Here is a 25,292-nt window from a genome sequence, read left to right as displayed (position 1 = left end):
ATCAAGGCCGTGCTCAGCCGAGCGGGCGCGCTGCGAACAGCGGGCCGTCCCGGTACTGCAGCACCACCATCTCCACGGCCTGGCCGATGGCCAGCGGTCGCTGCGGGTCCTCGACCAGGCGGCAGGCCAGGCGCAGGCCATCGTCGAGGTCGACGATGCCGCAGGCATAGGGCGCCTCGGCCGCGAACACCGCGGGCGCGGCATGGATGCGCGTCCACGAGTAAAGCGTGCCGGTGCGGCCCAGCGGCGTCCATGCCACATCGGTGGACCAGCAATGCGGGCACACCGGCTTGGGCGGAAAGGTCTGGCGCTCGCAGGCATTGCAGCGCGTGCTCATCCAGCGGCCCTCGCGCAGCGCCTGCCAGAAGGTGGTGGTGAATTCCGATTCGCGCGGCGGATAGGCCCGGTCTTCGGCGACGGGGAGTTGGGGCAGCGGCGGCGTCATTGCACGGCCTCCATGACGTGGATGAGGGCGGCGTTGTAGTTGCCCAGTTCGCCGGTGGCCAGGCCGAAGCGGGCGTTCTTCACCTGCCGTTCGCCGGCCCGGCCACGCAGCTGCTCGGCCAGTTCGACATAGTTGTAGAGCGAGGTCACATAGGCCGGATGCCCGCGGGAGGTGAGGCCGCCCGAGGTCGAGATGGGAATCCGCCCACCCAGCCGCGTCTGGCCTTCGGCCGCAGCTCGCGCGCCCTGCCCGTGCGGCAGCAGGCCGATGGCCTCGCTCACCAGCACCTCGACGATGGTGCAGGGGGCATAGAGCTCGGCCAGGTCGAGCTGCTCCGGGCCGATGCCCGCCTGCCGGTACGCGTCCTGCGCGGCCTGGCGCGCCGCCGTGAAGCCGATCATGTCGTTGGGCACGTCGCTGATCTGGTGCGAGCCGTCGTGGCAGAAGCCACGGCCACGCACGAGCACGTAGGGCCGGCCGAGCGACCTGGCGACTTCCTCGCTGGCCAGCACCAGGCAGGCCGCGCCATCGCCGCGCGGTGGCACCTCGTACAACCCCAGCGGCTCGACGATGGGCCGTTGCGCGACCACCTCGTCGAGTGTGATGGGTTTGCGGAACTGGGCCAGCGGATTGAGCGAGGCATGGTGCCGGTTCTTCACCGCCACCGCCGCGATCTGCTCGCGCGTCGCGCCGTGCTCGTGCATGTAGCGCATGGCGTCCATGGCGTACCAGGCGATGGGCGTGAAGCCGGCAGACGTGTGGAAGTCCACGTCGCCGGTGGTGCGCATGCTGCTCATCATGTGCTCGGTGGCGGACACCGCGCTTTCCATGTTGATGCCCAGCGCCAGCGCCACATTGGCCCGGCCCAGCAGAATGTCGTTGCAGGCCTGGTCGAAGGCCAGCGCCGCGGTCATGCCGTTGCCCATCACCTCCATCACATTGCCGCGGCAGGCCAGCCGCAGCTGGCCCATCAGGAAGGTGTGGAAGTACTTCTGCCGCGTGTAGGGGCGCGGCAGGGTGAAGACCAGGCTCTGGATGTCCTGCTTGTCGACGCCGGCATCGCGCACGGCCTCGACCACCAGGCGGGTCATGATCTCGTGCTCGAGCGTCTGCAGGGCCACGTCGTCCGCGGTCTGGTGGCGGCCGACCGGAATGGCGCTGGCGCCGACGATGGCGACGGCGCGGCTCATGGGAAGGCCCACCGCGCAAGGCGCTGCGGGCGTCGCTCCTGGGTGCGACGAGGCGCGCTCATGGCTGGGGCTCCAGGGCGGGTGCGCCGAAGGCACCGGCCGCGCGCAGCGCCTCGATGCGCTCTTCGTCCATGCCCAGCGTGTCCGCGAGCACGGCCTCCGTATCGGCACCCACGGCCGGGGCCGCACGCGCCACCACCGCGGGTGTGCGCGACAGCCGCAGCGGCGTCGCCACGTTCGGCACCCAGCCCTTGACCGGATGCGGGATGCGCGTGACCAGATGGCGGTCGCGTGCCTCCTCGGAAGCCAGGGCTTGCGCCAGGGTACGCACCTCGCCCGACGGCACGCCGGCGGCACGCAGGCGCGGCTGCCAATGGCGCCAGGGGTGCTTGCGGAACTCGGCCTGCATGATCTCGAACAGGTGGTCGCGCTGCTGCAGGCGGTTGGCGCGCTTGGAGAGGATGGGGTCGTGCGCGAGGTCCGGCCGCTCCAGCACCTGCTCGAACAGCCGCACGAAGATGCCGTCGTTGCCGCAGTTGATGTAGAAGGGCATGTCCTCGCACTCGAAGACGCCCGAGGGGCAGGTGTCGGGGCTGGTGTTGCCGTTGCGCTGCGGCTCGTAGCCGGTGGTCAGGTGCTGCATGGCGCCGAAGCCGGTCATCAGCACTGCGGTGTCGAAGAGGGCCACTTCCACGAACTGCCCCTGGCCGTCGCGGGTGCGCGCCATCAGCGCCAGCAGGATCGCATTGGTGGCGGACATGGCGGTGGCCACGTCCATCACGGCGGCACCGCTGCGCACGCCCTGGCGGTCGGAATAGCCGTTCATCGAGATGAAGCCGCTCTCCGCCTGGGCAATGGGATCGAAGCCCAGCCGGTCCGCATGCGGACCCGTGCGGCCGTAGGCCGACACCGAGCAGTAGATGAGCTTCGGGTTGAGCTTCGCGCAGCGCTCGTAGTCGAAGCCGAAGCGCGCCATCACGCCGGTGGAGAAGTTCTCCACCACCACGTCGGCGGTCTCGATGAGGGCCCGCACCACCTCGCGACCCGCTTCGGACTTGAGGTCGACACCGATGCTGCGCTTGTTGCGGTTGGTCCAGATGTAGGGCGCACCCTGGGCGGGCAGCTCCGGGTCCATGGGCGGGTAGTAGCGGAAGTCCTCCCCCTTGACCGGTGCCTCGATCTTGATGACGTCGGCGCCGAAGTCGGCCAGTGTCATGGTGGCCAGCGGCCCCGCCACGAAGTGCGTGAAGTCCACCACCCGGATGCCCGCCAGCGCCTGCGGCGTGCGCGATGCGGGCACCGGCTGCTCGGGCAAGGCATTGATTCTTGCTTGATCGAACACTGTCGTCCTTGAAAATGTGTATGGTTCTACCATTCTTGCACAACAGCTCCACGAGGCAATCGGTAAATGACCCTGGATAACCCCGCGACGGAAGCCGACCTGCTGGTGATCGGCGCCGGTGCAGCCGGCATGACGGCGGCCCTCGTGGCGGCGCACGAGGGCTTGCGCGTGGTGCTGTGCGAAGCCACGCAGCAGGTGGGCGGCACCAGCGCCACGTCGGCCGGAACGCTGTGGATCCCAGGCAACCCCCATGGCGTCGCTGCGGGTCATGCAGACACGGTGGACGCCGCACGCATCTACCTCGACGCACTGATCGGCGAGCCCGATCACGACGGCCGGCGCGAGGCCTTTCTCTGCAGCGGCCCGGCCATGCTGCGCTACCTCGAAGCGCGCACCGCCGTGAAGTTCGCAAGCGCCGGCATGCATCCCGACTACCTGCCGCACCTGCCAGGCGCCGCCGTCAGTGGCCGTGCGGTGTCTCCCCTGCCCTTCGACGGGCGCCTGCTGGGCGCCGACTTCGGACGCGTGCGCCCGCCCCTGCCCGAATTCATGTTGCTCGGCGGCATGATGGTCGGCAAGGCCGACATCGCCGCACTGGTCGGCCGTTATCGCTCATGGCGGGCCTTCGCCCACAGCGCGCGGCTGGTGCTGCGCCATGCCGGGGACCGGCTGCGCCACCCGCGCGGCGCGCGCTGGGTGATGGGCAATGCGCTGGTCGGCCGCCTGCTCCACAGTCTGAGGTCGGCCCACGTCGACCTGCGCTTCGGCTGGCGGCTGCGCACACTCGAAGGGGAAGATGGCCGCGTCGTGGGCGCCCGCCTGGAGACCCAGGGCCGGTCCCTCTTGCTGCGTACCCGCCTCGGCGTGGTGCTGGCCACGGGCGGCGTGGGCCACGATGCGGCGCTGCGGCATTCCATGGCGCCCCACGGGCCGACCATGCTGGCCCTGGCCGCCGAAGCGGTGCGCGGGGATGGCCTGGGCACGGGACGCGCGGTGGGCGCCGCAATGACGAGCCTTGCCAGGCCGTTCCTGTGGCAGCCGGTATCGCTGGTCCATCGCAAGGACGGCTCGACCGGGCTCTTTCCCCACCTGTTCCTGGACCGCGCCAAGCCCGGCCTGATTGCGGTGGACGGCCAGGGCCGGCGCTTCGTCGACGAGGCGGCCTCGTACCACCACTTCGTCGAGGGCATGGCCCGCGCCGGCGCGGTTCCGGCCCACCTGGTCTGCAGCACCGCCTTCATCCGCCGCCATGGACTGGGCGCCATCCCGCCCGGCACGCGCGACCTGCGCCCTTGGCTCGAACGCCGCATGCTCGTGGTGGCCCCCACGCTGCAGGCGCTGGCCCAGGCGTCGGGCCTGCCGGCCCGCGCGCTGGCCGACACCGTGCAGCACCACGACCATCACGCCCGGCGGGGCGAGGACCCGGATTTCCACAAGGGCGCCTCGGTGTTCGACCGCTTCAACGGCGATCCGGCGCATGCACCCAACCCCTGCGTCGGCCCCATCGGGCCGGGGCCTTACGCCGCGATGAAAGTGTGGCCCGGCGATGCCGCATCGAGCGCCGGCCTGGCGACCGACGTGGACGGCCGCGTGCTGGATGCGCAGGGCAGCGCCATCGAAGGGCTCTACGCCTGCGGCAACGACGCCGGCTCGGTGTTCCAGGGCCACTATCCCGGACCGGGCGCGACGCTCGGGCCCGGCATGGCGCAGGCCTACCGCATCGCCCTGCATGCGCGCGCCCGGGCGCCCAGCGACATCCGCGGCTGACGCGCCAGGGCACCCCGTGGGTGGCCCGGCGTGCGGCGCCGGCTGTCGCCGTGCTTGACGCGCCTTCCAACTTCCACAAGAATTGGTTCTACCAATTTGGCCCAACCAATCTGCGCCGGCGCGCCCGACCATCACGAATCCATGCTTTCCCGAGAAGACAACGAAACCCTCGTCCGTATCGGCCCCCAGACGCCCATGGGGCAGTTCATGCGGCTGTACTGGATCCCCTTCCTCAAGGCCTCGGACGTGACGCCCGACGGTCAGCCCTACCGGGTGCGGCTGCTGGGCGAGGATCTGGTCGCCTTCCGCGACAGCAGCGGCCGCGTGGGCCTGGTGGCGCAGGCCTGTCCGCACCGCGGTGCGCCGCTGGTGTTCGGCCGCAACGAGGCCGACGGGCTGCGCTGCGTCTATCACGGCTGGAAGTTCGGCGTGGACGGCCGTTGCCTGGACATTCCGGTCGAGCCGGCCGGCAGCCCCATGTGCAAGCGCATGCGCGTGACCGCCTACGCGGTGCGCGAGCGCAACGGCATGCTATGGGCCTACATGGGACCCGAGCAGGAGAACCCGCCCGAGCTGCCCGCCGTGGAATGGAACCTGGTGCCCGAGACGCAGGTGGCCATCTCCATGCGCATCCAGGAATGCAACTGGCTGCAGGCCCTCGAAGGCGAGATCGATTCCGCCCACGCCGCCATCCTGCACGGCCGCGTGGATGTGGGCGGCACGATCAACCAGTGGAAGCAGGGGGCCGACCTCACGCCCACCTTCGAATGCGTGCAGCACGACGCGGGCGTGAGCATCGGCGCGCGCCGCAAGACGCCGGACGGCCAGAACTATGTGCGGGTCAACCAGTTCATGCTGCCCTTCTGGACGCTGGTGCCGCCCCAGGCGCAGTTCCCGGACCTGAGCGGTCATGCCTGGGTCCCGATCGACGACGAGCACACGCTGTGCGTGATGTTCTCGTACACGCCGGCACAGCCTTTCTACGAGAAGACGCGCCAGGTCTTCAAGAACGGCCATGCGGGCCGCGAGACCGGCCACCACTCCGACGGCGCCTACGAGAAGCGGCCGGTGACCGAGCCCTATCACACCTACTGGAGCCGCTTCAACCGCGGCAACGCCTACCACTTCGACTATGCGCAGCAGGTCAGCAAGTACAACTCGGGCATGCCCGGCCTCTGGATCCAGGACGCGGCTTGCCAATCGGGCGTGCAGCCCATCTACGACCGCAGCCAGGAGCACCTGGGCACCAGCGATGCCGGCATCGCCCGCACCCGGCGCGTGCTGCTGGAGGCTGTGCGCCAGTTGCAGGCGGGCACGCCGCCGGTGTCGGCGGCGCAGCCCGGGCTCTTCATGAAGCGGGCGGTGTCCATCACCATTCCGGCCGGCGGAGACTGGAAGGAACTGGGCGCCGAGCACATGCGTGCCGAGGTGGGCAAGGACTTCGGCTACCAGCCCTGAGGCGCTCGCCTTGCCCCCTACCTGCCCCGACCAGAGCGTCCCGCGCGAGCGCGGGCTTCCGGCGCCCGCCCGCCCCCGCGACGGCGGTGGACAGATCGGCACGGTGATCGCGGGCCTGCTGGCCTACCTGCGCGAACGCCGCCTGCAGCCGGGCGACCGCCTGCCCTCGGAGCGCGATCTGGCCGAGAGTCTGGCCGTGGGCCGCAACGCCGTGCGCGAGGCGCTGGCCATCCTCAGCACCCTGCGCGTCGTCGAATGCCGACCCAACTCGGGCGTGTACCTGCGCCACATGGGCCGCGACAGCAGCTTCGAGGCCCTGGTGATGCTGGCCGACATGGGCGCCACCCCGACGGGCGTCGAGGTGGACGAGACCATGGAAGTCCGCGCCCATCTCGAATTGCTGGCCGCCGGCCTGGCCTGCGCACGGCGCACGGACGACGACCTGCAGCGGCTCGACGGCATCCTGGCACGCACCCGCGACCTGCTGGCCCACGGCGGCAACATCGCGCAGGCCGACAGCGACTTCCATCTGGCCCTGGTGGAGGCGACGCACAACTCGGTGCTGGTTCGCGTGCTCAATGCCTTCTACCGCTTCACCGCCCTGCGGCGCGAGTCTCTGTTCGAGGACGAGGCCCAGGGCCGGGCTTCGGAAGAAGAGCACCGCCAGATGGTGGCCCATCTGCGCGACCGCAATGCGGGCGAAGCCCAGTCCCTGATCCTGCGCCACATGCAGCGCGCCCGCCGCTACTGGAGCGACCGACTGTCCGATGCGGCGCCCGCCCCCTGATGCCAACCACAACCCGGAGACACCCCATGACCTTCATCCCTCTCACCCGGCGCCAAGCCTTGCTCGCCGCAGGCCTGCTCGCCACCGGGGGCGCCTTCGCGCAGGCCTATCCCAGCAAGACCATCCGCATCGTCGTGCCCTATGCGGCCGGCGGCAGCACCGACCAATTGGCACGCGCCATCCAGCAGCCCCTGAGCGAGTTCCTGGGCCAGCCGGTGATCGTGGACAACAAGGCGGGCGCGGGCGGCACCATCGGCGTGGACAGCGTCGCCAAGGCCGCACCGGACGGCTACACGCTGGTCTTCGGCAACAGCGGGCCGAACGCCATCGTCTCGCTGATGCGCAAGGTGCCCTACGACGAGCTCAAGGACCTGCGGCCCATCTCCACCGTGGCGATCACGCCCATGATCCTGGCAGTGCCCAGCGACAGCCCCGCGCGCACGCTCCCGGAATTCATCGCCTATGCGCGCAAGGAAGGCTCGGCGCTCAACTTCGGCTCGGTGGGCAATGGCTCGCTGTCGCACCTCACCGGCGCCTACTTCAACGAATTGGCCGGCACGCGCATGCAGCATGTGCCCTACAACGGCGGCGCGCCCATGACCACCGCCTTCGTCGGTGGCCAGATCCAGGCGGCCTTCGTCACCGGGCTGGACGGCGCCGCGCTGCTGGCCTCGGGCCGGGTGCGCTACCTGGCCGTCGGCACCGCGCAGCGCAGCGATGCCGTGCCCGAGCTGCCGCCCATCGCCGAGGCCGTGCCGGGCTTCGAAAGCGTGGCCTGGTTCGGTGTGCTCGCCCCCCGCAACACGCCCGACGAGGTGGCCGCCCGGCTCAACGCGGCCGTGCGCGCGGCGGTGGAGCGGCCCGAGGTGCGCCGCCTGTTCGCCGAGCGCAAGGTGGAGGCACGCGGCAGCACGCCCGAACAACTGGAGCAGCTGATCCGCAAGGAGATGGCGCAGTGGGGACCGGTGGTGCGCAAGGCCAACATCCAGATGTGAACGCCGCGATGCACCTGCACACGGCGCCCCGCCGCAGCACGCGCTCGCTGCGCGGGCAGGTGGCGGTGGTCGGCATCGGGGAGGGCGGCTACTGGCGCCACGGCCAGTCGCCCGACCCGGAATTCAAGCTGGCCCTCAAGGCCATCCTCGCGGCCTGCCGGGACGCGGGTCTGGACCCGCGCCAAATCGATGGCTTCGCCTCCTATGGCGACGACCGCAACGACGCCTCGCGCCTCGCCACTGCGCTGGGCATCCACCGCCTGCGCTTGGCCACGATGCAATGGGGCGGCGGCGGCGGTGGCTGCTGCGCCGCGGTGGCCAATGCCGCCGCCGCCATCGCAGCCGGCATGGCGGACTGCGTGGTGGTCTTCCGGGCCCTGGCCCAGGGTGAGCATGGACGCTTCGGCCAGGTATCGGGTGTCTCGACCATCTCGGGCGAGAAGGCCTACCTGATGCCCTACGGCGTGCTGGCCCCGCCACAGCGCTTCGCCATGCGGGTGCAGCGCTTCATGCACGAGCACGGGGTGCAGCAGTCGGCCCTGCGTGCCATTGCCCTCGCCTGCTACCACCACGCTCAGGCCAATCCGCGCGCGCTGATGCACGGGCGGCCGCTGGATGCGGACCGGTACGACGCGTCGCGCTGGATCACCGAGCCCTTCCACCTGTTCGACTGCTGCATGGAGAACGACGGCGCCGCGGCGTTGGTACTGGTCGCGGCGGAGCGCGCGCGCGACTTCGCGGCCGAGCCGGTCTACCTGCTCGGCGCCGCAGCCGGCGCGCCTCACCGCGCCGCCGCCATGGCCCACAACGCCCCCGACTACGGCAGCGCCGGCTATGCCGCCGTGGCCGAAGACCTGTGGCGCATGGCGGGGCTCGGGCCGCCGGACGTGGGCTCCGTGCAGAGCTACGAGAACTTCACCGGCGGCGTCGTCATGGCGCTGACGGAGCATGGCTTCTTCCGGCCCGAGGAGGCCAACGACTTCCTCACCGTCGACAACCTCCTCAGCCCCCACGGCCGCCTGCCCCTCAATACCAGCGGCGGCAACCTGGCGGAGTGCTACATGCACGGCCTCGAACTCGTGCTGGAGGCGGTGCGCCAGGTGCGCGGCACCTCGACCAGCCAGGCACCGCGGCGCGATGCCGCGCTGGTGATCGGCGCGCCCATGGTCTCGCCCGTGAGCAACCTGCTGCTGGGCTCGGAGGCCGCGCTGTGAGCGATGCCACGATCCCGCCGCTGCCCGCCGGTCTGCCGATTCCCGTCTCGGAGCCGGACGGCCTCTCGGCGCCGTACTGGCAGGGCCTGCGCGAAGAGCGACTGCAGGTGCAGCGCTGCACGCACTGCGGCACCTGGCAGTTCGGACCTGAGTGGATCTGCCACCACTGCCATGCCTTCGACCCGGCCTGGACCGAGGTGCCCCCGCAGGGCGTGATCCACAGCTGGACGCGGGTCTGGCATCCGGCCCATGCGGCCCTGCGCGACCATGGCCCCTATCGCGTGGCGCTGGTCGCACTGCCCCACGCCGGCGGCGTGCGCATGGTCGGCAACCTGCTGGGCGATCCCATGCAGGATGTCGCCATCGGCGCAGCCGTCCGGGGCGTTTTCGCGCACCATCCCGACGCACAACCCGCGTTTTCGCTGCTGCACTGGCGGCTTTGCGGCGGGTAGCCTTGGCTCCGGCCTTTCATCCTCCCTCCATCGCCATGTCCCTTCCCTCTGCCTCCGCCACTGGCGGACATCTGCCCGCCGACGCCGATCCGAACCGCACGCTCCAGGGCCTGCTCGACCAGCGTTACAGCTGCCGCGGCTTCCTGCCGCAGGAAGTGCCACGCGCCACCATCGAACGCATTCTTCAGCTGGCACAGCGCACCGCCTCATGGTGCAACGCGCAGCCCTGGCAGGTGGTCATCACCCGGGGTGCAGCCACCGAGCGTCTGCGTGCGGCGCTACTGGCGGCCCAGGGCGAGCCGCCGCAGTCCGACTTTCCCTGGCCGCGCGAGTACCAGGGCGTCTACCAGGCGCGCCGCCGCGAATGCGGGCTGGCCCTGTACGACGCGGTCGGCGTGCCCAAGGGCGACCGCGAGGCCTCGGCCCGGCAGGCGCTGGAGAACTTCCGCTTCTTCGGCGCACCGCATGTGGCCATTGTCACCAGCGACGAGGCGCTGGGTGTGTACGGCGCGGTGGACTGCGGCGCCTTCGTCTCCAACTTCATGCTGGCCGCCACCAGCCTGGGCGTGGCCACCGTGCCGCAGGCGGCACTGGCGTCTCGCGCGGACGTGCTGCGCGCGCAGCTGGGCCTGGCGGCCGACCGGCGCGTGGTCTGCGGCATCTCCTTCGGCTTTGCGGACGAGGCGCATCCGGCCAACGGCTTCCGCACCACGCGCGCGGGCCTGGACGAAGTGCTGACCTGGGCCGAAAGCTGAGCGCCTGCGGGCACAGGCCAGGGCGCCCTGTGCTGCGGTCTCCCCTCATGGCAGGGCTTGGGCCGGGTGGCATGATCCCGGCCCGGCCTCCGGCCGGTTCCTGAAGCATTCCAACACCTAGACAGACAGGACCCTCGCCATGACTCTCGCCCCTTCGCGCCGCCGTGCGCTGCTCGTCGCCCTCTCCACCGGCCTGCTGGCCGCCGGCGCCTCGGCGCAGCAGTGGCCCACCAAGCCGATCCACTTCGTGGTGCCCTTCTCCGCTGGCGGCGCCAACGACCTGATGGGCCGCGCGGCGGCCGATGGCGTCTCCAAGGCCCTGGGCCAGCCAGTGGTGGTGGACAACAAGCCCGGCGCCGGGGCCGTGCTGGGTTCCGACGTGGTCGCCAAGAGCGCGCCCGACGGCTATACCTTCCTCATCAGCGCTGCGGGCGTGGTCTCCAACAGCATGATCCGCAAGGTGCCCTACAAGGACAGCGACCTGGTGCCGGTGGCCATGATCGGCCTGGCACCCTCGGTGATCGTGGCGCCCGCCAACTCGCCCTACAAGGACCTGACCGATTTCGTGAACAAGTCCAAGCAGGGCCAGGGCCTGCACTTCGCCACGGCCGGCACGGGCAGCACGCCGCACTTCGTCGAAGGCCTGCTGGAGAAGAACTACGGTGCCAAGCTCGACGTGGTGCCCTACAAGAGCGGCTCCGAGTCGATCACCGCGGTGCTCAGCGGCCAGGTCGACGCCACGTCGGAGGCCAGCATCGTGGTGCTGCCCTACATCAAGGCCGGCAAGCTCAAGGCCCTGGCCACCACCTGGACGCAGCGCATCTCGGCCTACCCCGAGCTGCCCACGGCCGTGGAATTGGGCTTCAAGGACATCCGCATCGCCCACTGGGCGGGCGTGCATGCGCCGGCCGGCACGCCGCTGGCCATCCTCGACAAGATGGCCGAGGCCGTGGACAAGGCCATGAAGGACCCGGCCACGGTGCAACGCCTCAAAGGCATGGGCATCGAGCCCATCGGCGGCACGCGCGCCAGCTTCGTCAAGTTCGTCGACGAGGAACGCGCGCGCCTGGGCGCGGTGGTGAAGGCCACCGGCATGAAGGAAGAGTGAGCGCGGCGGCCGGCCCGCGCCGGCCAGCCTGAACGGCGTCTGAAACGCACGGTCAGGAAGGATTCACGGCGGACTCCTAGCATCCGCCGCCATGCTGACCGACCAATTCCGCGCGCCCATTCATCCCGCGTTCACACGCACGCGGCGTGACCGGGGCCGCGCCGACGGCTGCGGCAGTGGGGCCGCACAATGACGCGCCCCGACATGGCCCTCTTCCTCGCGATGACGGCCGGCAGCTCGCCCACGCCCTGGCTTCTGTCCATCGCCAGTGCACTCGCGCGCTTCGGTCCCTGGCTCAGCGCAGTCGTGATGCTGTGGGCCGGCCTCCGCCAGCGCGACGAGCGCGGCTATTTGCTGGCGCTGCTGTGCATGGCAGCGATCGGCTCCCTGGCGGCCCACGCCCTGGCCAGCACGCTGGGCTATTCCCGCCCCTTCATGCTGGGCCTGACGCCCAGCCACCTGGCCCATGGCGGCAGCGACGGACTGCCCAGCACCCATGCCACCGTGATGGGCCTGGTGGCCTTCGGCATGCTGGTGCGTCGGCCACTGCGCCGGTACGGGCTGGCGGCGATGGCCCTGGCGCTTGCCACGGGTTGGGCCCGCATCCATGTCGGCGTGCACTTCCCGCTGGACGTTGTAGCGGGACTGGGGCTGGCGGCCGCGCTCCTGACCGGCTTTCTGGTCGTGCAGTGGCAACTTCGAGTCCGCCTCGGCGCCAGCGCCGCCGAGCCGGTCGTGCTGCCGCCTGCTCCATCTGCCATCGCCCCTTCGCATCGAGAGAAACCGCTGCCATGAATGCCGCCGTGCATGCTCCTGTCGCGCACTTGAAGGTCGTCGAGACCGACGAGGTCGTCGCCCAGCCGCCCGTTCAGCTCGCCGCGGCAGCCCTGTCGTGCGTCATCCCCTGCTTCAACGAGGCAGCCAATCTCCGCCTGCTGCTGCCGCTGCTGGAGCAGTTGCTGCAGGGCATCGGCCTGCGATGGGAAGTCATCGTGGTGGACGACGGCAGCAGCGACGACACCTCCGACGTGGCGCGCACCTGGTGCCAATTGGCGGGCTTCCGGCTGGTGCGGCTGTCGCGCAATTTCGGCAAGGAGGCCGCGCTGAGTGCGGGGCTCAAGGCCGCGCGCGGCGATGCCGTGGTGCTGCTCGATGGCGACCTGCAGCACTCGCCCCAGCTCATCGGCAAGATGGTCGAGCAGTGGCGCAGCGGCGCCGAAGTGGTCTACGCGGTGCGCGAGAACCGGGCCGACGAAGGCGCCCTCAAGCGCGTGGGCACGCGGCTCTTCTACCGGGCGGTGAACATCTCCAGCCGCACGCCGCTGCCGGAGGACGCGGGCGACTTCCGACTGATGGACCGCAAGGTGGTGGACGCCCTGCTGGCGCTGCCCGAGCGCAACCGTTTCATGAAGGGCCTGTACGCCTGGGTGGGCTTCAAGACCGTGGCCCTGCCCTACACGCCGGCGCCGCGGGCCGAAGGCCAGAGCCGCTTCGGCGCGCTGCGGCTGCTGAACCTGGCGCTGGACGGCATCACCTCCTTCACCACCTGGCCGCTGCGGCTGATCAGCGTGATCGGGCTGCTGCTGGCCGTGCCGGCGCTGGGCTATGGCGTCTTCCTGGTGTTGAGCCACTTCATCTCGGGCAGCGATGTGCCGGGCTGGTCCACCATCGTCGTGAGCCTCATGTTCTTCATGGGCATCCAGCTGGTGTCGGTCGGCATCGTGGGCGAGTACGTGGGCCGTATCTTCGAGGAGGTCAAGGCCCGGCCGCTGTTCCTGGTGCGCGAAGAACACGGCCACGGCCTCGCGGAGCGCACGCCGTGAGCGCCGCCGCGCAAGCGCGCGGCACGTCGTCGTGGTGGAAGGGGCATGCCGCCTTCCTGCTGATGGTCGGCGTGTGGCTGGCCTGGACCGCCGGCCTGCGCCCGCTGACCGCCCCCGACGAGGGCCGCTACGCCGGCGTGGCGCGCGCCATGCTGGAATCCGGCGACTGGCTGGTGCCACGGCTCAACGGCCTGCCCTTCTTCCACAAGCCGCCGCTGTTCTACTGGCTCGGCGCCGGGGCCATGCAGGTCTTCGGCGTGCACGAGTGGGCCGCGCGCCTGCCGTCGGTGCTGGGCGCCTGGCTGGCGGCCGCATCGCTCTACACCCTCCTGCGCCGACATGGCGATCTGCGCCTGGCGCGCTGGGCCACGCTGGCGCTGTGCACCAGCCCCTTCTTCTTCGTCGGCGCCCAGTTCGCCAACCTCGACATGCTGGTGGCCGGCTGCATCACCGCTACCATCGCCTGCGCCGCGGATGCACTGCTGTGCCTGGACGAGGAGCGCCCCTGGCGCATCGCCCTGGCGCTGGCCTTCGCCTCGGCGGGGCTGGGCCTGCTGGCCAAGGGGCTGATCGGCGTGGTGCTGCCGGGCGGCGTGATCGTGCTGTGGGCCCTGCTCACACGCCGCACCCGCGTGGCGCTGCGCATGGCCGTGTGGTGGCCGGGCTGGCTGCTGATGGCGCTCGTCGCCGGACCGTGGTTCGTCGCCATGCAGCTGCGCTACCCGGAGTTCTTCGACTACTTCGTCATCACGCAGCACTTCCGCCGCTTCGCGGCCAGCGGCTTCAACAATGAGCATCCCTTCTGGTTCTATGCACCCGTGGTGCTGGGCCTGTGCCTTCCCTGGACGCCGTGGCTGCTGCTGTGGTGGCGCAAGGCCGCGCCGGCGCCCTCGCGCGGCGCCCAGGGTCTGCCGCTGCTGATGCTGGTGTGGATGGGCGTGGTGGTGGTGTTCTTCTCGCTGCCGCGCTCCAAGCTGGTGGGTTATGTGCTGCCGGCCCTGCCGCCCCTGGCTGCCCTCGTCGCGCTGGGCCTGGAGCGCGCCCTGGCAGGCTCGCCGCGGCGCGCCAAGGTCCTGGGCGCCACCGGCACGCTCGCCGCCCTGCTGTGCGTGGGAGGCGTGGCGGCGGCCGGGCATTACGGCACCCCGCCCGACGCCCGGCTGCAGCTGCCCGCGGGCGAGTCCGTGCGGCCCGGGGATCGCGTGGTGATGCTCGACCACTACTTCTACGAACTGCCCTTCTACTGGCAGCTTCCCGGCCCCGTCACCGTGGCGTCCGACTGGCGGCCGGCCGTGGCCCAGGCCAGCGACAACTGGCGCAAGGAACTGGCCGACGCCGGCGCCTTCGAGCCCGTCACCCAGGCCGCGTGGCTGCAGGGCATCGACGCCCAGCCGGCGCGGATCTGCGCCCCAGGCCGCACCTGGGTGATCGGGCCCTCCAACGCGCAGCTCGTCGCCCCCTGGGTGCTGGGCATGCAGCTGGTCACCTTCAACACCGAGATCGCGGTCTGGCGCCACGATGGCCGGGCGGGCGAGGGACCGGACTGCCTCACAGGCCACGGCGCACCGGGCGCACTGCCCGCCTGGAGCGGCGCCTCATGAGCCCACCGCACCCGGTCTTCCTGCGCCGCCTGTGCGTGTGCGCCGATGACTTCGGCCTGAGCCAGGGCATCGATCGTGCGATCCTGGCGCTGATCGACCAGGGCGTGGTCACGGCGACGAGCTGCATGGTGCTGCGGCAGGCCTGGGCGGCCGACGCACCCAGGCTGCGCGAGCGCGCGGCCGACCGCGTCGACGCGGGCCTGCACCTGGACCTGACCAACGTGGATGGCACGGCCCGCGAGGCCAGCCTGGCGGGCCTCGCGGCACGCAGCATGCTGATGCCCCGGGGCGCCGACCACTGGCGCCCGCTCCTGCGGCAGCAGCTGGACCGCTTCGAGGACGCGATGGGCCGGCCACCCAGCCATGTGGACGGCCACCGGCACGTGCACCAGCTGCCGGGCGTGCGCGAGACGCTGGCCGAACTGCTGAACCAGCGCTACGGCCGTGCACTGCCCTGGCTGCGTGGCACGCGGCCCGGCCCGGCATCGGGCGCCGTCGCCTTCAAGCAGCAGCTCATCCACCGCCTGGGCGGGCCGGGCGCCCGGCGGCTCGCCCGGCGCCGGGGCATTCCCCTGAGCCATCGCCTGCTGGGCGTCTATGGCTTCGACCGTGACGTGCAGACCTATGCGCGATCGCTGGACGAGTGGATCGCCCAGTGCCAGGACGGCGACGTGCTCATGTGCCACCCGGCCATCGGCGCGACCCCCTACGACGGCATCGCCGCCGCACGCCAGATCGAGTTCGAGGCACTCAGCGCGCTGAGCCCCGCGCTGGTGGAACAGGGCTGGGGCGTGCGGCTTTCGCCCCAGCCCGTGCGCGCGGGGCACTGAGCGCCGGTGCCGCCCCAGCGGCGTCTGGCGCGGACGAGCCCGCCTGTCTGACCGCGTTCTCGGTCTCCTGCAGGTGGCGGTCCATCAGCGCGATGGCGGTCGCGGCGTCGCGCGCGAGCACCGCGTCGACGATGGCCTGGTGCTCGGCATTCACGTCCCGCGCCTGCAGGTGCGCACTCTCCAGCCGGATCTTGCGATAGCGCTGGGAATGGTCCGCCAGCTGGTTCCAGAAGCGCAGCAGCCACTGCGAGGTGCACGCACCCACCAGCGCGGCATGGAAGGCGCGGTGGTGCACTTCCCATTCCGAGGCCATGGCGTCGCTGCGACTGAAGTCGGGCAGCGGCGTCCGGTGCAGCACGTGCAATGCCGCCACGATGCCGGCCTCCCACCGCGCATCGCCATGGGCGATGGCATCGGCCAGGCACAGCCGCTCGATCTCGCGGCGCGTGCGGGTCAGGTCGATGAGTTCGGCCGGCGACGACTCCACCACACGCGCACCCCGATGCGCCTCGATGGCCACCAGCCCCTCGCTGCCCAGGCGGGCCAGCGCCTCGCGGATGGGTGTCAGGCCGAGCTGGAAGCGCTTGTCCAGGTCGGCGGCGCGAAGCCGCTCGTTGGGCGCCAGCTCGCCACGCAGGATCTCCTGGCGCAGCCGCTCGTAGGCGCGCTCCGTCCGCGAGCCGGAGGCGTCGGGCACAGGTTCGTTTAACACGGATGCCTCCATGAAGTAAATACGCCATTATACGAACGACAATATTTCATGAAACTTGTAGATTTCATGAAATCCGAGGCGAAACATGAAAAGCGCATCGGTTCATCCGTCCCATTTGCCGCTTCGCATCCCTGTCCTTCCGTCCCATGACCTCTGCACGTCCCCTCCCCTGTCTTGTTGCCCTGGCGCTTGCGAGCGCGGCGACCTCCTCCCTTGCGCAAAGCAGCGTCACAGTCTATGGGCTGGTCGACCTCGGCTTCGTGCGCGAAAGCGGCGGACCGAACGGCGCCGAGGCCAGCAAGCTGACCAGCGGGGTCTCCGCCGGTTCCCGGCTCGGCTTCCGGGGCGCCGAGGATCTCGGCGGTGGGCTCGCTGCCGTCTACCGGCTGGAGATGGGCCTGAATGCCGACACCGGCACGCTGGGCCAGGGCGGCCGCGGCTTCGGCCGGGAGTCCTGGGTCGGCCTGCAGGGCGACTGGGGCCGCGTGCTGCTGGGCCGGCAGTACACACCGGTCGCCATCGTCCAGGTGGAGTCCGACCCCTTCGGCACCGGCCTCGCCGGCGATTCGGCCAACCTGATCAGCCCGGGTGGCGCCGGCGGCAGCAACCGCATGGACAACACGGTCCGCTACGCGCTCGAAACCCGCCAGGGTTTCACCGTAGACCTGGCCTACGGCTTCGGCGAGAAAGCCAACGACGCCAGCCTCTCGCGGGAATGGGGCGCGGCCATCGGCTACGTGTCGGGTCCGGTGTACGTCAAGCTGGGCCACCACAACGTCAACGATGCCAACGGCAAGCCAGGCAGCATGAGCCTGCTGGCGGCCAAGTACGACTTCGGCCTCCTCACCGCGCACTTCAACTACGCGATCAACAAGGGCTCGTCGGTGTTCGGCGTGCTCAACCGCGATTCGCGCGACGTGCTGCTGGGCGTCTCCGTGCCCTACGGACCCGGCCGGTTTCTTGCGTCGTACATCCGCAAGGACGACCGCACCCTGGCCAACAACGATGCCAACCAGTGGGCCGTGGGCTACGTGCACAACCTCTCGCGGCGCACCGCCCTGTACGTGTCCATCGCACGCATCCACAACAACGCCCCGGCCGGCTCCGCCACCGGCTTCTACCGCGTGGGCAACGCCACCGAGCAGGGACTGGGCAGCCGCGCCTTCAACGTGGGCGTGCGCCATGCCTTCTGAGCGCCGCCTTCCCGTCCGCCTCCGCCTTCATCCCCTCCACCCATGAACCCGCACATCGCCATGAACCGCCGCTCCCTCTGCCAGCGCCTGCTGGCCTGCGCTGCCGCCCCGCTCGCGGCCATCGCACCGCTGCCCGCCTTTGCGCAGGGCACGGCCGGCTATCCCGCCCGGCCCATCACGCTGGTCGTCGGCTATCCCGCCGGCGGCGACTCCGACGTGCTTGCCCGCATCCTGGGCGAGAAGCTGTCCGCGCGCCTGGGCCAGCCGGTGGTCATCGACAACCGCACCGGCGCCGCCGGCACCATTGCCGTCAACTATGTCTCGAAGGCGCCAGCAGACGGCTACACCTTGCTGCTGGCCCCCAACACCCTCGCCATCACCCCGCATGTGCTGCAGACCTCGCGGACGGCGCAGGTGGACCCCGCCAACGATCTCACGCCGATCATCCAACTCGCCAGCCAGTCGCTCTTCGTGGTGGTGGCGTCGGACACGGGCGTCAAGACCATGAAGGATCTGCTCGCCAGCGTCAAGGCGGGCCGTATCCGCAGCTATGCGAGTCCCGGCTACGGCTCGCCCATGCATATCCTGGCCGAACTGGTGGACAAGTCCGCCGGCGTGAAGATCACCCAGGTGCCCTACCGCGGCAGCATGCCGGCCATCGCGGACATGGTCGCCGGCCAGGTGCCGATGATGTACACGTCGCTCGGACCGGTGGCGCCCTACATCGACAGCGGCAAGCTCACCGTGCTGGCCGTGGCCGATGCCCAGCGCTCGCCCTTCCTGCCGCAGGTGCCCACGCTGGCCGAGGCCGGCATACCCCATGCCGAGATCGGCGCCTGGCAGGCGCTGCTCGGGCCCAAGGGCCTGCCGCCCGCGCTGGTCGCGCTGCTGAACCAGCACTTCAACGAGATCATCCGCATGCCCGACGTGGTGGCACGCATGAAGTCGATCTCGCTCCAGCCCGAAGGCGGTCCGCCGGACAGAATGAAGAAGCTCGCCGAAGATGACTACCTGCGCTACGGCAGGCTGGTGAAGGAATTCGGCATCCGCGCCGAGTAGCGCACAGGCCCACCGCAAGGACACTGTGACCTTCCTCGACATCGACGCCCTCCCACTCCAGCCGCCCCTGCCATTCAAGGCAGCGGCGGATTACGCCGAGACCGTGCTCGGCTGGGCACGCGAGGTGCCCGCCGCCCTCGTGCAGGTCCGGAACGTGCCCTACGGCGACGACCCGGCACAGCGCTACGACGTGTACGGCGCGCCGGGCATGCGCGACGCACCCGTGCTGGTCTTCTGGCATGGCGGCGGCTGGACGCATGGCCACAAGGAATGGTGTGCCTTCATGGCACCCATCGTGGCCGCGATGGGCATGCGGCTCGTCACGCCGGGCTACCGCCTTGCGCCCGCGCACCGTTTGCCTGCCGCCCTGGACGACAGCCTGGCTGCCTTGTCACACATTGCCCGGCACGCGACCGGCTTCGGCGGCGATCCGCGACGGCTCTATCTGGCCGGACATTCGGCGGGCGGCCACCTTGCGGCCCTGGCGGCACTGCGCATCGCCGACGCGCAGCGCGCCGGCGTGCCGGCTCAGGCGATACGCGCCTGCCTGCCGCTGAGCGCCATCCTCGACCTGCACCATCCGATGCCGCCGCCGGGCAGCCTGGAGGAGCGCGTCTACACCCATGTGCTCCTCGATGCCGACGACGACGCCCCGCTCAGCCCTCTGTGCTGGACGGCGGGAAACCGCCTTCCCGTGCACCTGGGCTGGGGCGCACAGGACAGCGAGCGGGTCCAGCGGTCCAACCGCCGCACAGCCGCCCTGCTGGCCCTGCAACCCGGCGGCGTGAGCACGCACGAGATGCCGCTGCTGGACCATTTCGGTACCCACCTGGCGCTGCGGGATCCGCAGGCGCCGTGGTACGGGGCGCTGCTCAGGCTCGTGGCACAGACCGGTTGAGGCGCGGGCCTGCGCCGGGCGGCCGGCCGCTCACAGCCCGTGGCGGCGGTGCCACTCGGCGAGCGACTCCTTCGGAAAGTGCTCGAAGCGCGCATCGCCCGGCCGGCCTTCCACCTGCACCCACGCAGCCTTCGAATCGAGCAGCATGTGCACGTTCTCGGGCGGCACGGGCAGCGGCGTGTCGATGGCACCGGCATGCGGGTGGATCAGCTCGGGCCAGCTCTTGTCGTACAGCCACAGGGCTGTGCCGCAGTGGCCGCAGAAGTGGCGCTGGCCCGTGCTCTCCTTGCCGTCGATGCGGGCGCGATAGATGCGCACCGCATCCTGGCCGCTGTGCAGCTGGAAGGTGCGCGCATCCGCGCCCAGGTTGATGGCATAGCCGCCCGTGCCCGCGGTCTTGCGGCAGATCGAGCAGTAGCAACGCATGAAGGGCACCGGCTCCGTCGACTCCACGCTGAAGCGCACGCGGCCGCAATGGCACGATCCGTCGAGATGCATGGGCAGGACTCCTTGGAATGGATTCGGACCCAGGAGCCTAGTGCACTGCACGGGGCGGCCCGCCAGCCAGACAGCCGAGTCTGCTGTAGGCAGGGGCCGCCGCGCCTCAGCGCGCGCCCGCGCCCGCCAGTTCTGCGTAGCGGACCCGCAGCGCCTCCACCGAGGCCGCCTGGCTCGCTTCATACAGCGCGATCTCGTCGGCCACCGGCGCACCGAGGGCCTGTTCGAAAGCAGCCTGGGCCGCATTGGCGGCGTAGCTCTTCTGCTCTTCCCCGCCCAGGTTGGATTGGAAGATGCCGGCCGCGCTCACGGGCAGGAAGTCTTCGTAGACGATGGGCCGCGCCCCCACGATGCCGTCGCGGCGCAGGGCGGCCAGGTCGAAGGGCGTGCCGCTCGCCGCGCGCGCGGCAAAGCCGGCCTCGTCCGCCACGTGATGGCGGAAGAAGGCCAGCGCCTGGTCCAGCAGCACCTCCGGCTCGTCCGGGAAGTCCGCGAAGGCCGCGGCCAGCCGTTGACCGTAGTCGGCCGCGGCGCTGCCGGCGCCTTCCATCGACCGCACCTGCGCCAACAGTTGGTCGTAGAGCGCGCGACCTTTGCGGGTGAGCGCCATGCCGCGCTGCTCGATCTCGCCGAAGCGGGCGGTGTGCGAGCCAGCGTCGCCGCCTTGCGTGAAGACGATGGTCTCTTCCAGCGCCTTGAAGCTGGTCTGCCGCAGCAGGATGGGATGGCGGCGGCGCGGCGGTCCTTCGACCACGTCCTTGGCGGCCAGGCCGCGGCGCGGCATCTCGGCCTGGGCCGCATCGATGTCGAGCGTGCGCGGCGTCAAATGGTTGATGTGCGGGCCCTTGAACGACACCACGTCCGCCACCAGGCGGTGCGCGGCATGCAGCTGACGGTAGGTGTCGAGGCTCACGGTGGCCTCGCTGTGCCAGCGAAAGGTCTCGGTCACCTCGCGCACGAAGGCATCGGCCTGCGCATCGGTCAGCCCGCCATCGGACTCGAAGCGCGCCGTGAGTGCCAGTGCCTCGTCCGTGAAGATGCGGCGCTTCGCGAGGATGTCGCGCGCCTGTTCGCGCAGGCCTGCGTCGGCGATGAGCTCCAGCCGCAGCAGCGAGGTGAACACACGGAAGGGGTTGAGCCGCAGCGCCTCGTCGCTTACGGGCCGGAAGGCGGTCGCATGCACCGGCACGCCGGCGACCGAGAGGTCGTAGTAGCCGACCGGGAACATGCCCATCACGCGGAAGATGCGCCGCATGGTCGCGAGTTCTTCGGGCGTGCCCAGGCGGATGGCGCCGTGGCGCTCCACGTCGAGGCGATGCAGCTCGCCGGCCTCCGTGAGCGACTGCCGCAGCACGGGCTGCGCGTCGAGCGTGGCCTGGTTGATCTGCGCCACGAGTTCGAGCAAGGCGCCGTACTGCGGCACCTCGGTCTTGTACATGGCCGACATGGACTGCGAGAAGCGGTCGCGGATCTGGTCCGGACTGACGAAGGAGGACATGGTGGAAACGTCGGGAAGCGTAGGAATGCGGAAGGGCGGCGGGCGAACGGCCTCAAGGCGTGCGAGCCAGCACGCGGCCCGGGTTGAGCAGCTGCTGCGGATCGAGCGCCTGCTTGATGGCCTGCATCAGCTGCAGCGCCACGGGCGACTTGTGGTGGGGCAGCTTCTCGCGCTTGAGCTCGCCCACGCCGTGCTCGGCCGAGATCGAGCCGCCGAAGCGGCTGACGGTGTCGTAGACGATGGTGCTGATCGTCGACTCGTGCGCGGCCACGAAGGCCCGGGCATCACCGTCGGCCGGTGCCTGGATGTTGTAGTGCAGGTTGCCGTCGCCCAGGTGGCCGAAGTTGACGAAGCGCACGCCGGGCACACCCGCAGCCAGCGCGGCATCGGCCTCGCGCACGAAGTCCGGGATGCGCGACACCGGGATCGAGATGTCGTGCTTGACGTTGACGCCCTCTTCTGCCTGTGCGAGCGTGATGCTCTCGCGGATGTGCCAGAGGTCGTGGGCCTGCTTGAGGCTCTCGGCCACGATGGCGTCGGCCGCCAGGCCCTGCTCGAAGGCAGTTTCAAGCAGCCGCTCGAACTGCGCGCGCGCATGGTCCTCGGATTCGTTGTCCGACAGCTCGATGAGCACGCACCACGCATGCTCGCGCCACATCGGCACGCGCAACTGCGGATAGTGCCGATCGACGAGGCCGAGCGCGAACTGGTTCATCACCTCGAAGCCCGTGAGTCCGGCGGCCAGGTGCTGGTGCGCCAGGCCCAGCAGTGCCGTGGCGTCTTCGAGCGACGCCAGTGCCACCCAGGCCGTGAGCTGCGCGGCAGGCCGCGGGTGGAGCTTGAGTGTGGCCGCAGTGATGATGCCCAGGGTGCCCTCGCTGCCGATGAAGAGGTCGCGCAGGTCGTAGCCGGTGTTGTCCTTGCGCAGGCCCGAAAGGCCGTCCCACAGCTCGCCCTGTGCCGTCACCACCTCCAGGCCCAGGCACAGCTCGCGGGCATTGCCGTAGCGCAGCACCTGGGTACCGCCCGCATTGGTGGCCAGGTTGCCGCCGATGGTGCAGCTGCCTTCGGCGCCCAGGCTGAGCGGAAACAGGAAGCCGGCCTCGTCCGCCACCTGCTGCAGCGTCTGCAGGATGCAGCCCGCCTCGACGGTGAAGGTCATGTTCTGCGGATCGATGGACCGCACGGCATTCATGCGGCGCAGGCTCAGCACCACCTGCGTGCCGGTGTCGTCGGGCGTGGAGCCCGCCACCAGGCCGGTGTTGCCGCCCTGCGGCACGAGGCTGGTGCCGGCGGCGGCGCAGGCGCGCACCACGCGCGCCACTTCGTCGGCGCTGGCAGGGCGCACCACGCACAGGGCGCGGCCACGCACGCGGCCGCGCCAGTCCTGTTCATAGCTGTCGAGATCGGCGCCGGTGAGCACATGGGCGGGGCCCACGATGGCGGCGAGGGTGTCGGTGAGCGTCGTCATGCGTCGGCGTCGGTGGACTCGCGGCGGCTCACTGCCGGGGAACGCCGGCGTCCTTGATGATGGCGCCCCAGTGGCGGTACTCGCTGCGGGTGAAGTCGCGGAAGGCCGGACCGGCCAGGGGCTTCACCTCGCCGCCCAGGGCGGTGACGCGTTCCTTGAACTCCGGGCTGGCCGCGACCTTGAGCGTGGCCTCTTCCAGGCGCTTGACGATGGCGGCCGGCGTGCCCTTGGGGGCCAGCACGCCATTCCAGGTGGCGGTCACGAAGTTGGCATAGCCCAGCTCCTTCATGGTGGGCACGTTGGGCAGCACCGGGATGCGTTCGGCCGAGGTCACGGCCAGGGCGCGCAGCTTGCCGCCCTGGATGAAGGGCAGCGCCGGCGTCACGTTCTCGAAGATGAAGTCGATCTGCCCACCCATGAGGTCGGTGAGCGCCAGGGAGCTGCCCTTGTAGGGCACATGGACGAGGTTGAGCTTGGTGGCGGTCTTGAACAGTTCACCGGACAGATGCACGGTGGAGCCGGTGCCCGGCGAGCCGTAGTTCAGACCTTCGCGCCGCGCCTTCTCGCTGGCGGCCAGTTCGGCCACGGTCTTCGGTGCGCCCTTCGTGTCGTTGACCACCAGCACGTTGGGGATGGAGGTGACCATGGCGACGTACTCGAAATCATCGAGGTTCTTCTCGCCCAGGTTCTTGTACAGGCTCTGGTTGATGGCCTGCGTGCCCGCCGTGCCGAACAGCAGCGTGTAGCCATCGGCCGCGGACGAGGCGACCCGGCTGGCACCGATGGAGCCGTTGGCCCCCGACACGTTGTCCACGACCACGGGCTGGCCCAGGCTTTCGGTCAGGCCCTGGCCCACCATGCGGGCCAGGATGTCGGTGTTGCCGCCGGGCGCGAAAGGCACCACGAGCCGGATCGGCCGGGCGGGATAGCCGCCCGCCTGTGCCTGGGCCCAGGTGGGCAGCAGAAGGGTGGTGGCGGCCAGGGCGGCAGCGCCCAGGAAATGCTTGCGCGAGAGGATGCGGGTCAAAAGAGGGAGTCTCCGTGTTCGGGCCCCATCGGCGGGGCGGAAGCCCCGTCGGCCGCGGTGCGTCATGCGAGGCATGGCACCTGCAGCGTGCGGGCAGGTCGGGGGCGCATGGTCCTGAAAACCGCACCTTGACGTCAATCAATGTTTTGGAAGATCGTCATTCCGTTTGAGAATGATCCCGGCGATGCCTGCAGGCGTCGCGCTTTTCGGGCGACCGCTTGGCAGAAGACGCGATGGTCGGCCCGCATCCCGCCTCTCGCTCACGCGCGCTCATGAATTCCCGTAAATATCTTCCGTCGATGGGCCTGCTGGTGGCCTTCGAAGCCTGCGCGCGCCTGCAGAAGTTCACCGCGGCGGCGCACGAGCTCCATCTGACCCAGAGCGCCATCAGCCGCCAGATCCGCGCGCTCGAAGACGCCGTCGGCGTGGAGCTCTTCACGCGCGACCGCCAGACGGTGCGGCTCACGCCCGCCGGCGAGATGTACGCCCTGGAAATCCGCGACGCGCTGCGGGCCATCGGCAACGCCACGCTGCAGCTGCGCGCCGACCCCGGCGCCGGCACCCTGACCCTGGCCATCCTGCCGACCGTGGGCACGCGCTGGCTGGCCCCGCTTCTGCCCGACTTCATGCGCGCCAATCCCGGCATCACGCTCAACCTGGTGACACGGCTCGACCCTTTCGACCTGGATGCGGAGGGCGTGCATGCGGCGATCCACTACGGGCATGCGCACTGGCCGCAGGCCGAACTCGACCTGCTGTTCGGCGAGACCGTCGTACCGGCCTGCTCGCCCGCCCTCAAGGCGCACTACGGCTTCGCGGCAGCGGCCGACCTGCGGGCCGCGCCGCTGCTGCACCTGAATTCGCGTCCCCAGGCCTGGACGGACTGGTTCGCCGCGCAAGGCCTCGCGCCCGGCGACGAGGCCGGCACCCGCATCGACCAATTCGCCACCGTCACCCAGGCGGCCTCGGCGGGACTGGGCGTGGCGCTGCTGCCCGAGTTCCTGATCCGCTCGGAGCTCGACCGCGGCGAGCTGGTGCCGGCCGTCGATCTGCGCTGCGGCAGCGCCGGCAGCTACTACCTTGCCTGCGCCAGCAGTCAGTTGCGCTATCCGCCGCTGCGGGCATTTCGCGAGTGGCTCGGACGGCAGGCGGCTGCCTCGCCGCCCTGA

General features: G+C 70.5%; 24 protein-coding genes. 16 read left to right on the top strand and 8 right to left on the bottom strand.

The window, feature by feature from the left end:
• Window positions 1-13: 13 nt before the first annotated feature.
• The 3 genes from DFR41_RS15360 to DFR41_RS15350 are packed head-to-tail and all read right to left on the bottom strand — an operon-like array spanning window position 14 to window position 2,950.
• The gene (locus tag DFR41_RS15360) at window positions 14-445 is read right to left on the bottom strand and encodes a Zn-ribbon domain-containing OB-fold protein (protein WP_017757146.1); all 432 of its coding nucleotides are present in this window, start codon (window positions 443-445) and stop codon (window positions 14-16) included.
• Window positions 442-1,635 carry a thiolase family protein gene (locus tag DFR41_RS15355; protein WP_043112508.1) on the bottom strand — a complete coding sequence of 398 codons (1,194 nt, stop codon included), beginning with the start codon at window positions 1,633-1,635 and terminating at the stop codon, window positions 442-444. Before DFR41_RS15355 ends, DFR41_RS15360 begins: the two co-directional genes overlap by 4 nt.
• Window positions 1,636-1,693: 58 nt before the next feature.
• Window positions 1,694-2,950 carry a CaiB/BaiF CoA transferase family protein gene (locus DFR41_RS15350; protein ID WP_244917764.1) on the bottom strand — a complete coding sequence of 419 codons (1,257 nt, stop codon included), beginning with the start codon at window positions 2,948-2,950 and terminating at the stop codon, window positions 1,694-1,696.
• Window positions 2,951-3,043: 93 nt separating this feature from the next.
• On the opposite strand from DFR41_RS15350, the gene DFR41_RS15345 reads away from it, so the two are divergent.
• The 12 genes from DFR41_RS15345 to DFR41_RS15290 all read left to right on the top strand — a co-directional run bounded on the left by DFR41_RS15345 (window position 3,044) and on the right by DFR41_RS15290 (window position 15,767).
• Entirely contained in the window at window positions 3,044-4,744 is a 1,701-nt protein-coding gene (locus DFR41_RS15345) for an FAD-dependent oxidoreductase (RefSeq protein ID WP_114803327.1), read from the top strand.
• A 141-nt stretch (window positions 4,745-4,885) separates the two neighbouring features.
• A complete protein-coding gene (locus DFR41_RS15340) occupies window positions 4,886-6,202 on the top strand; it encodes a Rieske 2Fe-2S domain-containing protein (RefSeq protein ID WP_114803326.1) in 1,317 nt (438 codons plus the stop codon).
• A gap of 10 nt (window positions 6,203-6,212) precedes the next feature.
• Complete coding sequence (locus DFR41_RS28175; RefSeq protein ID WP_280525161.1) at window positions 6,213-6,989, top strand: FadR/GntR family transcriptional regulator; 777 nt, start codon at window positions 6,213-6,215, stop codon at window positions 6,987-6,989.
• 26 nt (window positions 6,990-7,015) lie between these two features.
• Complete coding sequence (locus DFR41_RS15330; RefSeq protein WP_114803325.1) at window positions 7,016-7,984, top strand: Bug family tripartite tricarboxylate transporter substrate binding protein; 969 nt, start codon at window positions 7,016-7,018, stop codon at window positions 7,982-7,984.
• Window positions 7,981-9,198, top strand: coding sequence for a thiolase C-terminal domain-containing protein (locus DFR41_RS15325; protein WP_244917763.1), 1,218 nt, complete (start codon window positions 7,981-7,983; stop codon window positions 9,196-9,198). Before DFR41_RS15330 ends, DFR41_RS15325 begins: the two co-directional genes overlap by 4 nt.
• A complete protein-coding gene (locus tag DFR41_RS15320; protein ID WP_114803324.1) occupies window positions 9,195-9,650 on the top strand; it encodes a Zn-ribbon domain-containing OB-fold protein in 456 nt (151 codons plus the stop codon). The genes DFR41_RS15325 and DFR41_RS15320 overlap by 4 nt, the downstream gene beginning before the upstream one ends.
• A 35-nt stretch (window positions 9,651-9,685) precedes the next feature.
• On the top strand, window positions 9,686-10,405 hold the full coding sequence (locus DFR41_RS15315; RefSeq protein ID WP_114803385.1) for a nitroreductase: 720 nt from the start codon (window positions 9,686-9,688) through the stop codon (window positions 10,403-10,405).
• A gap of 139 nt (window positions 10,406-10,544) precedes the next feature.
• Window positions 10,545-11,513, top strand: coding sequence for a Bug family tripartite tricarboxylate transporter substrate binding protein (locus tag DFR41_RS15310; protein ID WP_114803323.1), 969 nt, complete (start codon window positions 10,545-10,547; stop codon window positions 11,511-11,513).
• A gap of 204 nt (window positions 11,514-11,717) precedes the next feature.
• Window positions 11,718-12,308 carry a phosphatase PAP2 family protein gene (locus DFR41_RS15305; RefSeq protein ID WP_170159385.1) on the top strand — a complete coding sequence of 197 codons (591 nt, stop codon included), beginning with the start codon at window positions 11,718-11,720 and terminating at the stop codon, window positions 12,306-12,308.
• Complete coding sequence (locus tag DFR41_RS15300) at window positions 12,305-13,336, top strand: glycosyltransferase family 2 protein (RefSeq protein ID WP_114803321.1); 1,032 nt, start codon at window positions 12,305-12,307, stop codon at window positions 13,334-13,336. The genes DFR41_RS15305 and DFR41_RS15300 overlap by 4 nt, the downstream gene beginning before the upstream one ends.
• Entirely contained in the window at window positions 13,333-14,937 is a 1,605-nt protein-coding gene (locus DFR41_RS15295; RefSeq protein WP_244917762.1) for an ArnT family glycosyltransferase, read from the top strand. Before DFR41_RS15300 ends, DFR41_RS15295 begins: the two co-directional genes overlap by 4 nt.
• Window positions 14,934-15,767 (top strand): ChbG/HpnK family deacetylase, encoded by an 834-nt coding sequence (locus tag DFR41_RS15290; RefSeq protein ID WP_114803320.1) that lies wholly within the window; start codon window positions 14,934-14,936, stop codon window positions 15,765-15,767. The genes DFR41_RS15295 and DFR41_RS15290 overlap by 4 nt, the downstream gene beginning before the upstream one ends.
• On the opposite strand, the gene DFR41_RS15285 is transcribed toward DFR41_RS15290, so the two are convergent.
• Window positions 15,688-16,479, bottom strand: coding sequence for a GntR family transcriptional regulator (locus tag DFR41_RS15285; protein WP_231394061.1), 792 nt, complete (start codon window positions 16,477-16,479; stop codon window positions 15,688-15,690). The genes DFR41_RS15290 and DFR41_RS15285 overlap by 80 nt on opposite strands.
• Window positions 16,480-16,625: 146 nt before the next feature.
• On the opposite strand from DFR41_RS15285, the gene DFR41_RS15280 reads away from it, so the two are divergent.
• Genes DFR41_RS15280 through DFR41_RS15270 form a run of 3 tightly spaced genes read left to right on the top strand, consistent with a single transcriptional unit; the run spans window position 16,626 to window position 19,629 of the window.
• Entirely contained in the window at window positions 16,626-17,672 is a 1,047-nt protein-coding gene (locus DFR41_RS15280) for a porin (RefSeq protein WP_043113130.1), read from the top strand.
• 42 nt (window positions 17,673-17,714) lie between these two features.
• The gene (locus DFR41_RS15275; RefSeq protein ID WP_081682084.1) at window positions 17,715-18,731 is read left to right on the top strand and encodes a Bug family tripartite tricarboxylate transporter substrate binding protein; all 1,017 of its coding nucleotides are present in this window, start codon (window positions 17,715-17,717) and stop codon (window positions 18,729-18,731) included.
• A 25-nt stretch (window positions 18,732-18,756) separates the two neighbouring features.
• On the top strand, window positions 18,757-19,629 hold the full coding sequence (locus DFR41_RS15270; protein WP_017761505.1) for an alpha/beta hydrolase fold domain-containing protein: 873 nt from the start codon (window positions 18,757-18,759) through the stop codon (window positions 19,627-19,629).
• A 30-nt stretch (window positions 19,630-19,659) separates the two neighbouring features.
• Here DFR41_RS15270 and DFR41_RS15265 read toward each other — a convergent pair whose 3' ends face one another.
• From DFR41_RS15265 to DFR41_RS15250, 4 genes are all read right to left on the bottom strand, one after another.
• The gene (locus tag DFR41_RS15265; RefSeq protein WP_017761504.1) at window positions 19,660-20,127 is read right to left on the bottom strand and encodes a GFA family protein; all 468 of its coding nucleotides are present in this window, start codon (window positions 20,125-20,127) and stop codon (window positions 19,660-19,662) included.
• Window positions 20,128-20,233: 106 nt separating this feature from the next.
• Window positions 20,234-21,625: a 2-oxoadipate dioxygenase/decarboxylase HglS gene (gene hglS / locus DFR41_RS15260; RefSeq protein WP_017761503.1), complete on the bottom strand. Its 1,392-nt coding sequence runs from the start codon at window positions 21,623-21,625 to the stop codon at window positions 20,234-20,236.
• Between the two features lie 52 nt (window positions 21,626-21,677).
• A complete protein-coding gene (locus tag DFR41_RS15255; protein WP_017761502.1) occupies window positions 21,678-23,096 on the bottom strand; it encodes an FAD-binding oxidoreductase in 1,419 nt (472 codons plus the stop codon).
• 28 nt (window positions 23,097-23,124) lie between these two features.
• Complete coding sequence (locus tag DFR41_RS15250; RefSeq protein WP_017761501.1) at window positions 23,125-24,123, bottom strand: Bug family tripartite tricarboxylate transporter substrate binding protein; 999 nt, start codon at window positions 24,121-24,123, stop codon at window positions 23,125-23,127.
• Between the two features lie 272 nt (window positions 24,124-24,395).
• Between DFR41_RS15250 and DFR41_RS15245 the strand changes: the two genes are divergently transcribed.
• Window positions 24,396-25,292, top strand: coding sequence for a LysR substrate-binding domain-containing protein (locus tag DFR41_RS15245; protein WP_231394058.1), 897 nt, complete (start codon window positions 24,396-24,398; stop codon window positions 25,290-25,292).

This window comes from Pseudacidovorax intermedius, assembly GCF_003350475.1.
GTDB classification, from domain to species: Bacteria; Pseudomonadota; Gammaproteobacteria; order Burkholderiales; family Burkholderiaceae_C; genus Xenophilus; species Xenophilus intermedius.
This window is presented reverse-complemented; position numbering and strand designations above follow the sequence as displayed.

What these genes read in the sequence shown, in the direction of transcription:
- DFR41_RS15360 (WP_017757146.1), bottom strand. Translation starts at nt 445, where the DNA reads ATGACGCCGCCGCTGCCCCAACTCCCCGTCGCCGAAGACCGGGCCTAT.
- DFR41_RS15355 (WP_043112508.1), bottom strand. Translation starts at nt 1,635, where the DNA reads ATGAGCCGCGCCGTCGCCATCGTCGGCGCCAGCGCCATTCCGGTCGGC.
- DFR41_RS15345 (WP_114803327.1), top strand. Translation starts at nt 3,044, where the DNA reads ATGACCCTGGATAACCCCGCGACGGAAGCCGACCTGCTGGTGATCGGC.
- DFR41_RS15340 (WP_114803326.1), top strand. Translation starts at nt 4,886, where the DNA reads ATGCTTTCCCGAGAAGACAACGAAACCCTCGTCCGTATCGGCCCCCAG.
- DFR41_RS15330 (WP_114803325.1), top strand. Translation starts at nt 7,016, where the DNA reads ATGACCTTCATCCCTCTCACCCGGCGCCAAGCCTTGCTCGCCGCAGGC.
- DFR41_RS15315 (WP_114803385.1), top strand. Translation starts at nt 9,686, where the DNA reads ATGTCCCTTCCCTCTGCCTCCGCCACTGGCGGACATCTGCCCGCCGAC.
- DFR41_RS15310 (WP_114803323.1), top strand. Translation starts at nt 10,545, where the DNA reads ATGACTCTCGCCCCTTCGCGCCGCCGTGCGCTGCTCGTCGCCCTCTCC.
- DFR41_RS15305 (WP_170159385.1), top strand. Translation starts at nt 11,718, where the DNA reads ATGGCCCTCTTCCTCGCGATGACGGCCGGCAGCTCGCCCACGCCCTGG.
- DFR41_RS15300 (WP_114803321.1), top strand. Translation starts at nt 12,305, where the DNA reads ATGAATGCCGCCGTGCATGCTCCTGTCGCGCACTTGAAGGTCGTCGAG.
- DFR41_RS15290 (WP_114803320.1), top strand. Translation starts at nt 14,934, where the DNA reads ATGAGCCCACCGCACCCGGTCTTCCTGCGCCGCCTGTGCGTGTGCGCC.
- DFR41_RS15280 (WP_043113130.1), top strand. Translation starts at nt 16,626, where the DNA reads ATGACCTCTGCACGTCCCCTCCCCTGTCTTGTTGCCCTGGCGCTTGCG.
- DFR41_RS15275 (WP_081682084.1), top strand. Translation starts at nt 17,715, where the DNA reads ATGAACCCGCACATCGCCATGAACCGCCGCTCCCTCTGCCAGCGCCTG.
- DFR41_RS15265 (WP_017761504.1), bottom strand. Translation starts at nt 20,127, where the DNA reads ATGCATCTCGACGGATCGTGCCATTGCGGCCGCGTGCGCTTCAGCGTG.
- hglS (WP_017761503.1), bottom strand. Translation starts at nt 21,625, where the DNA reads ATGTCCTCCTTCGTCAGTCCGGACCAGATCCGCGACCGCTTCTCGCAG.
- DFR41_RS15255 (WP_017761502.1), bottom strand. Translation starts at nt 23,096, where the DNA reads ATGACGACGCTCACCGACACCCTCGCCGCCATCGTGGGCCCCGCCCAT.
- DFR41_RS15245 (WP_231394058.1), top strand. Translation starts at nt 24,396, where the DNA reads ATGAATTCCCGTAAATATCTTCCGTCGATGGGCCTGCTGGTGGCCTTC.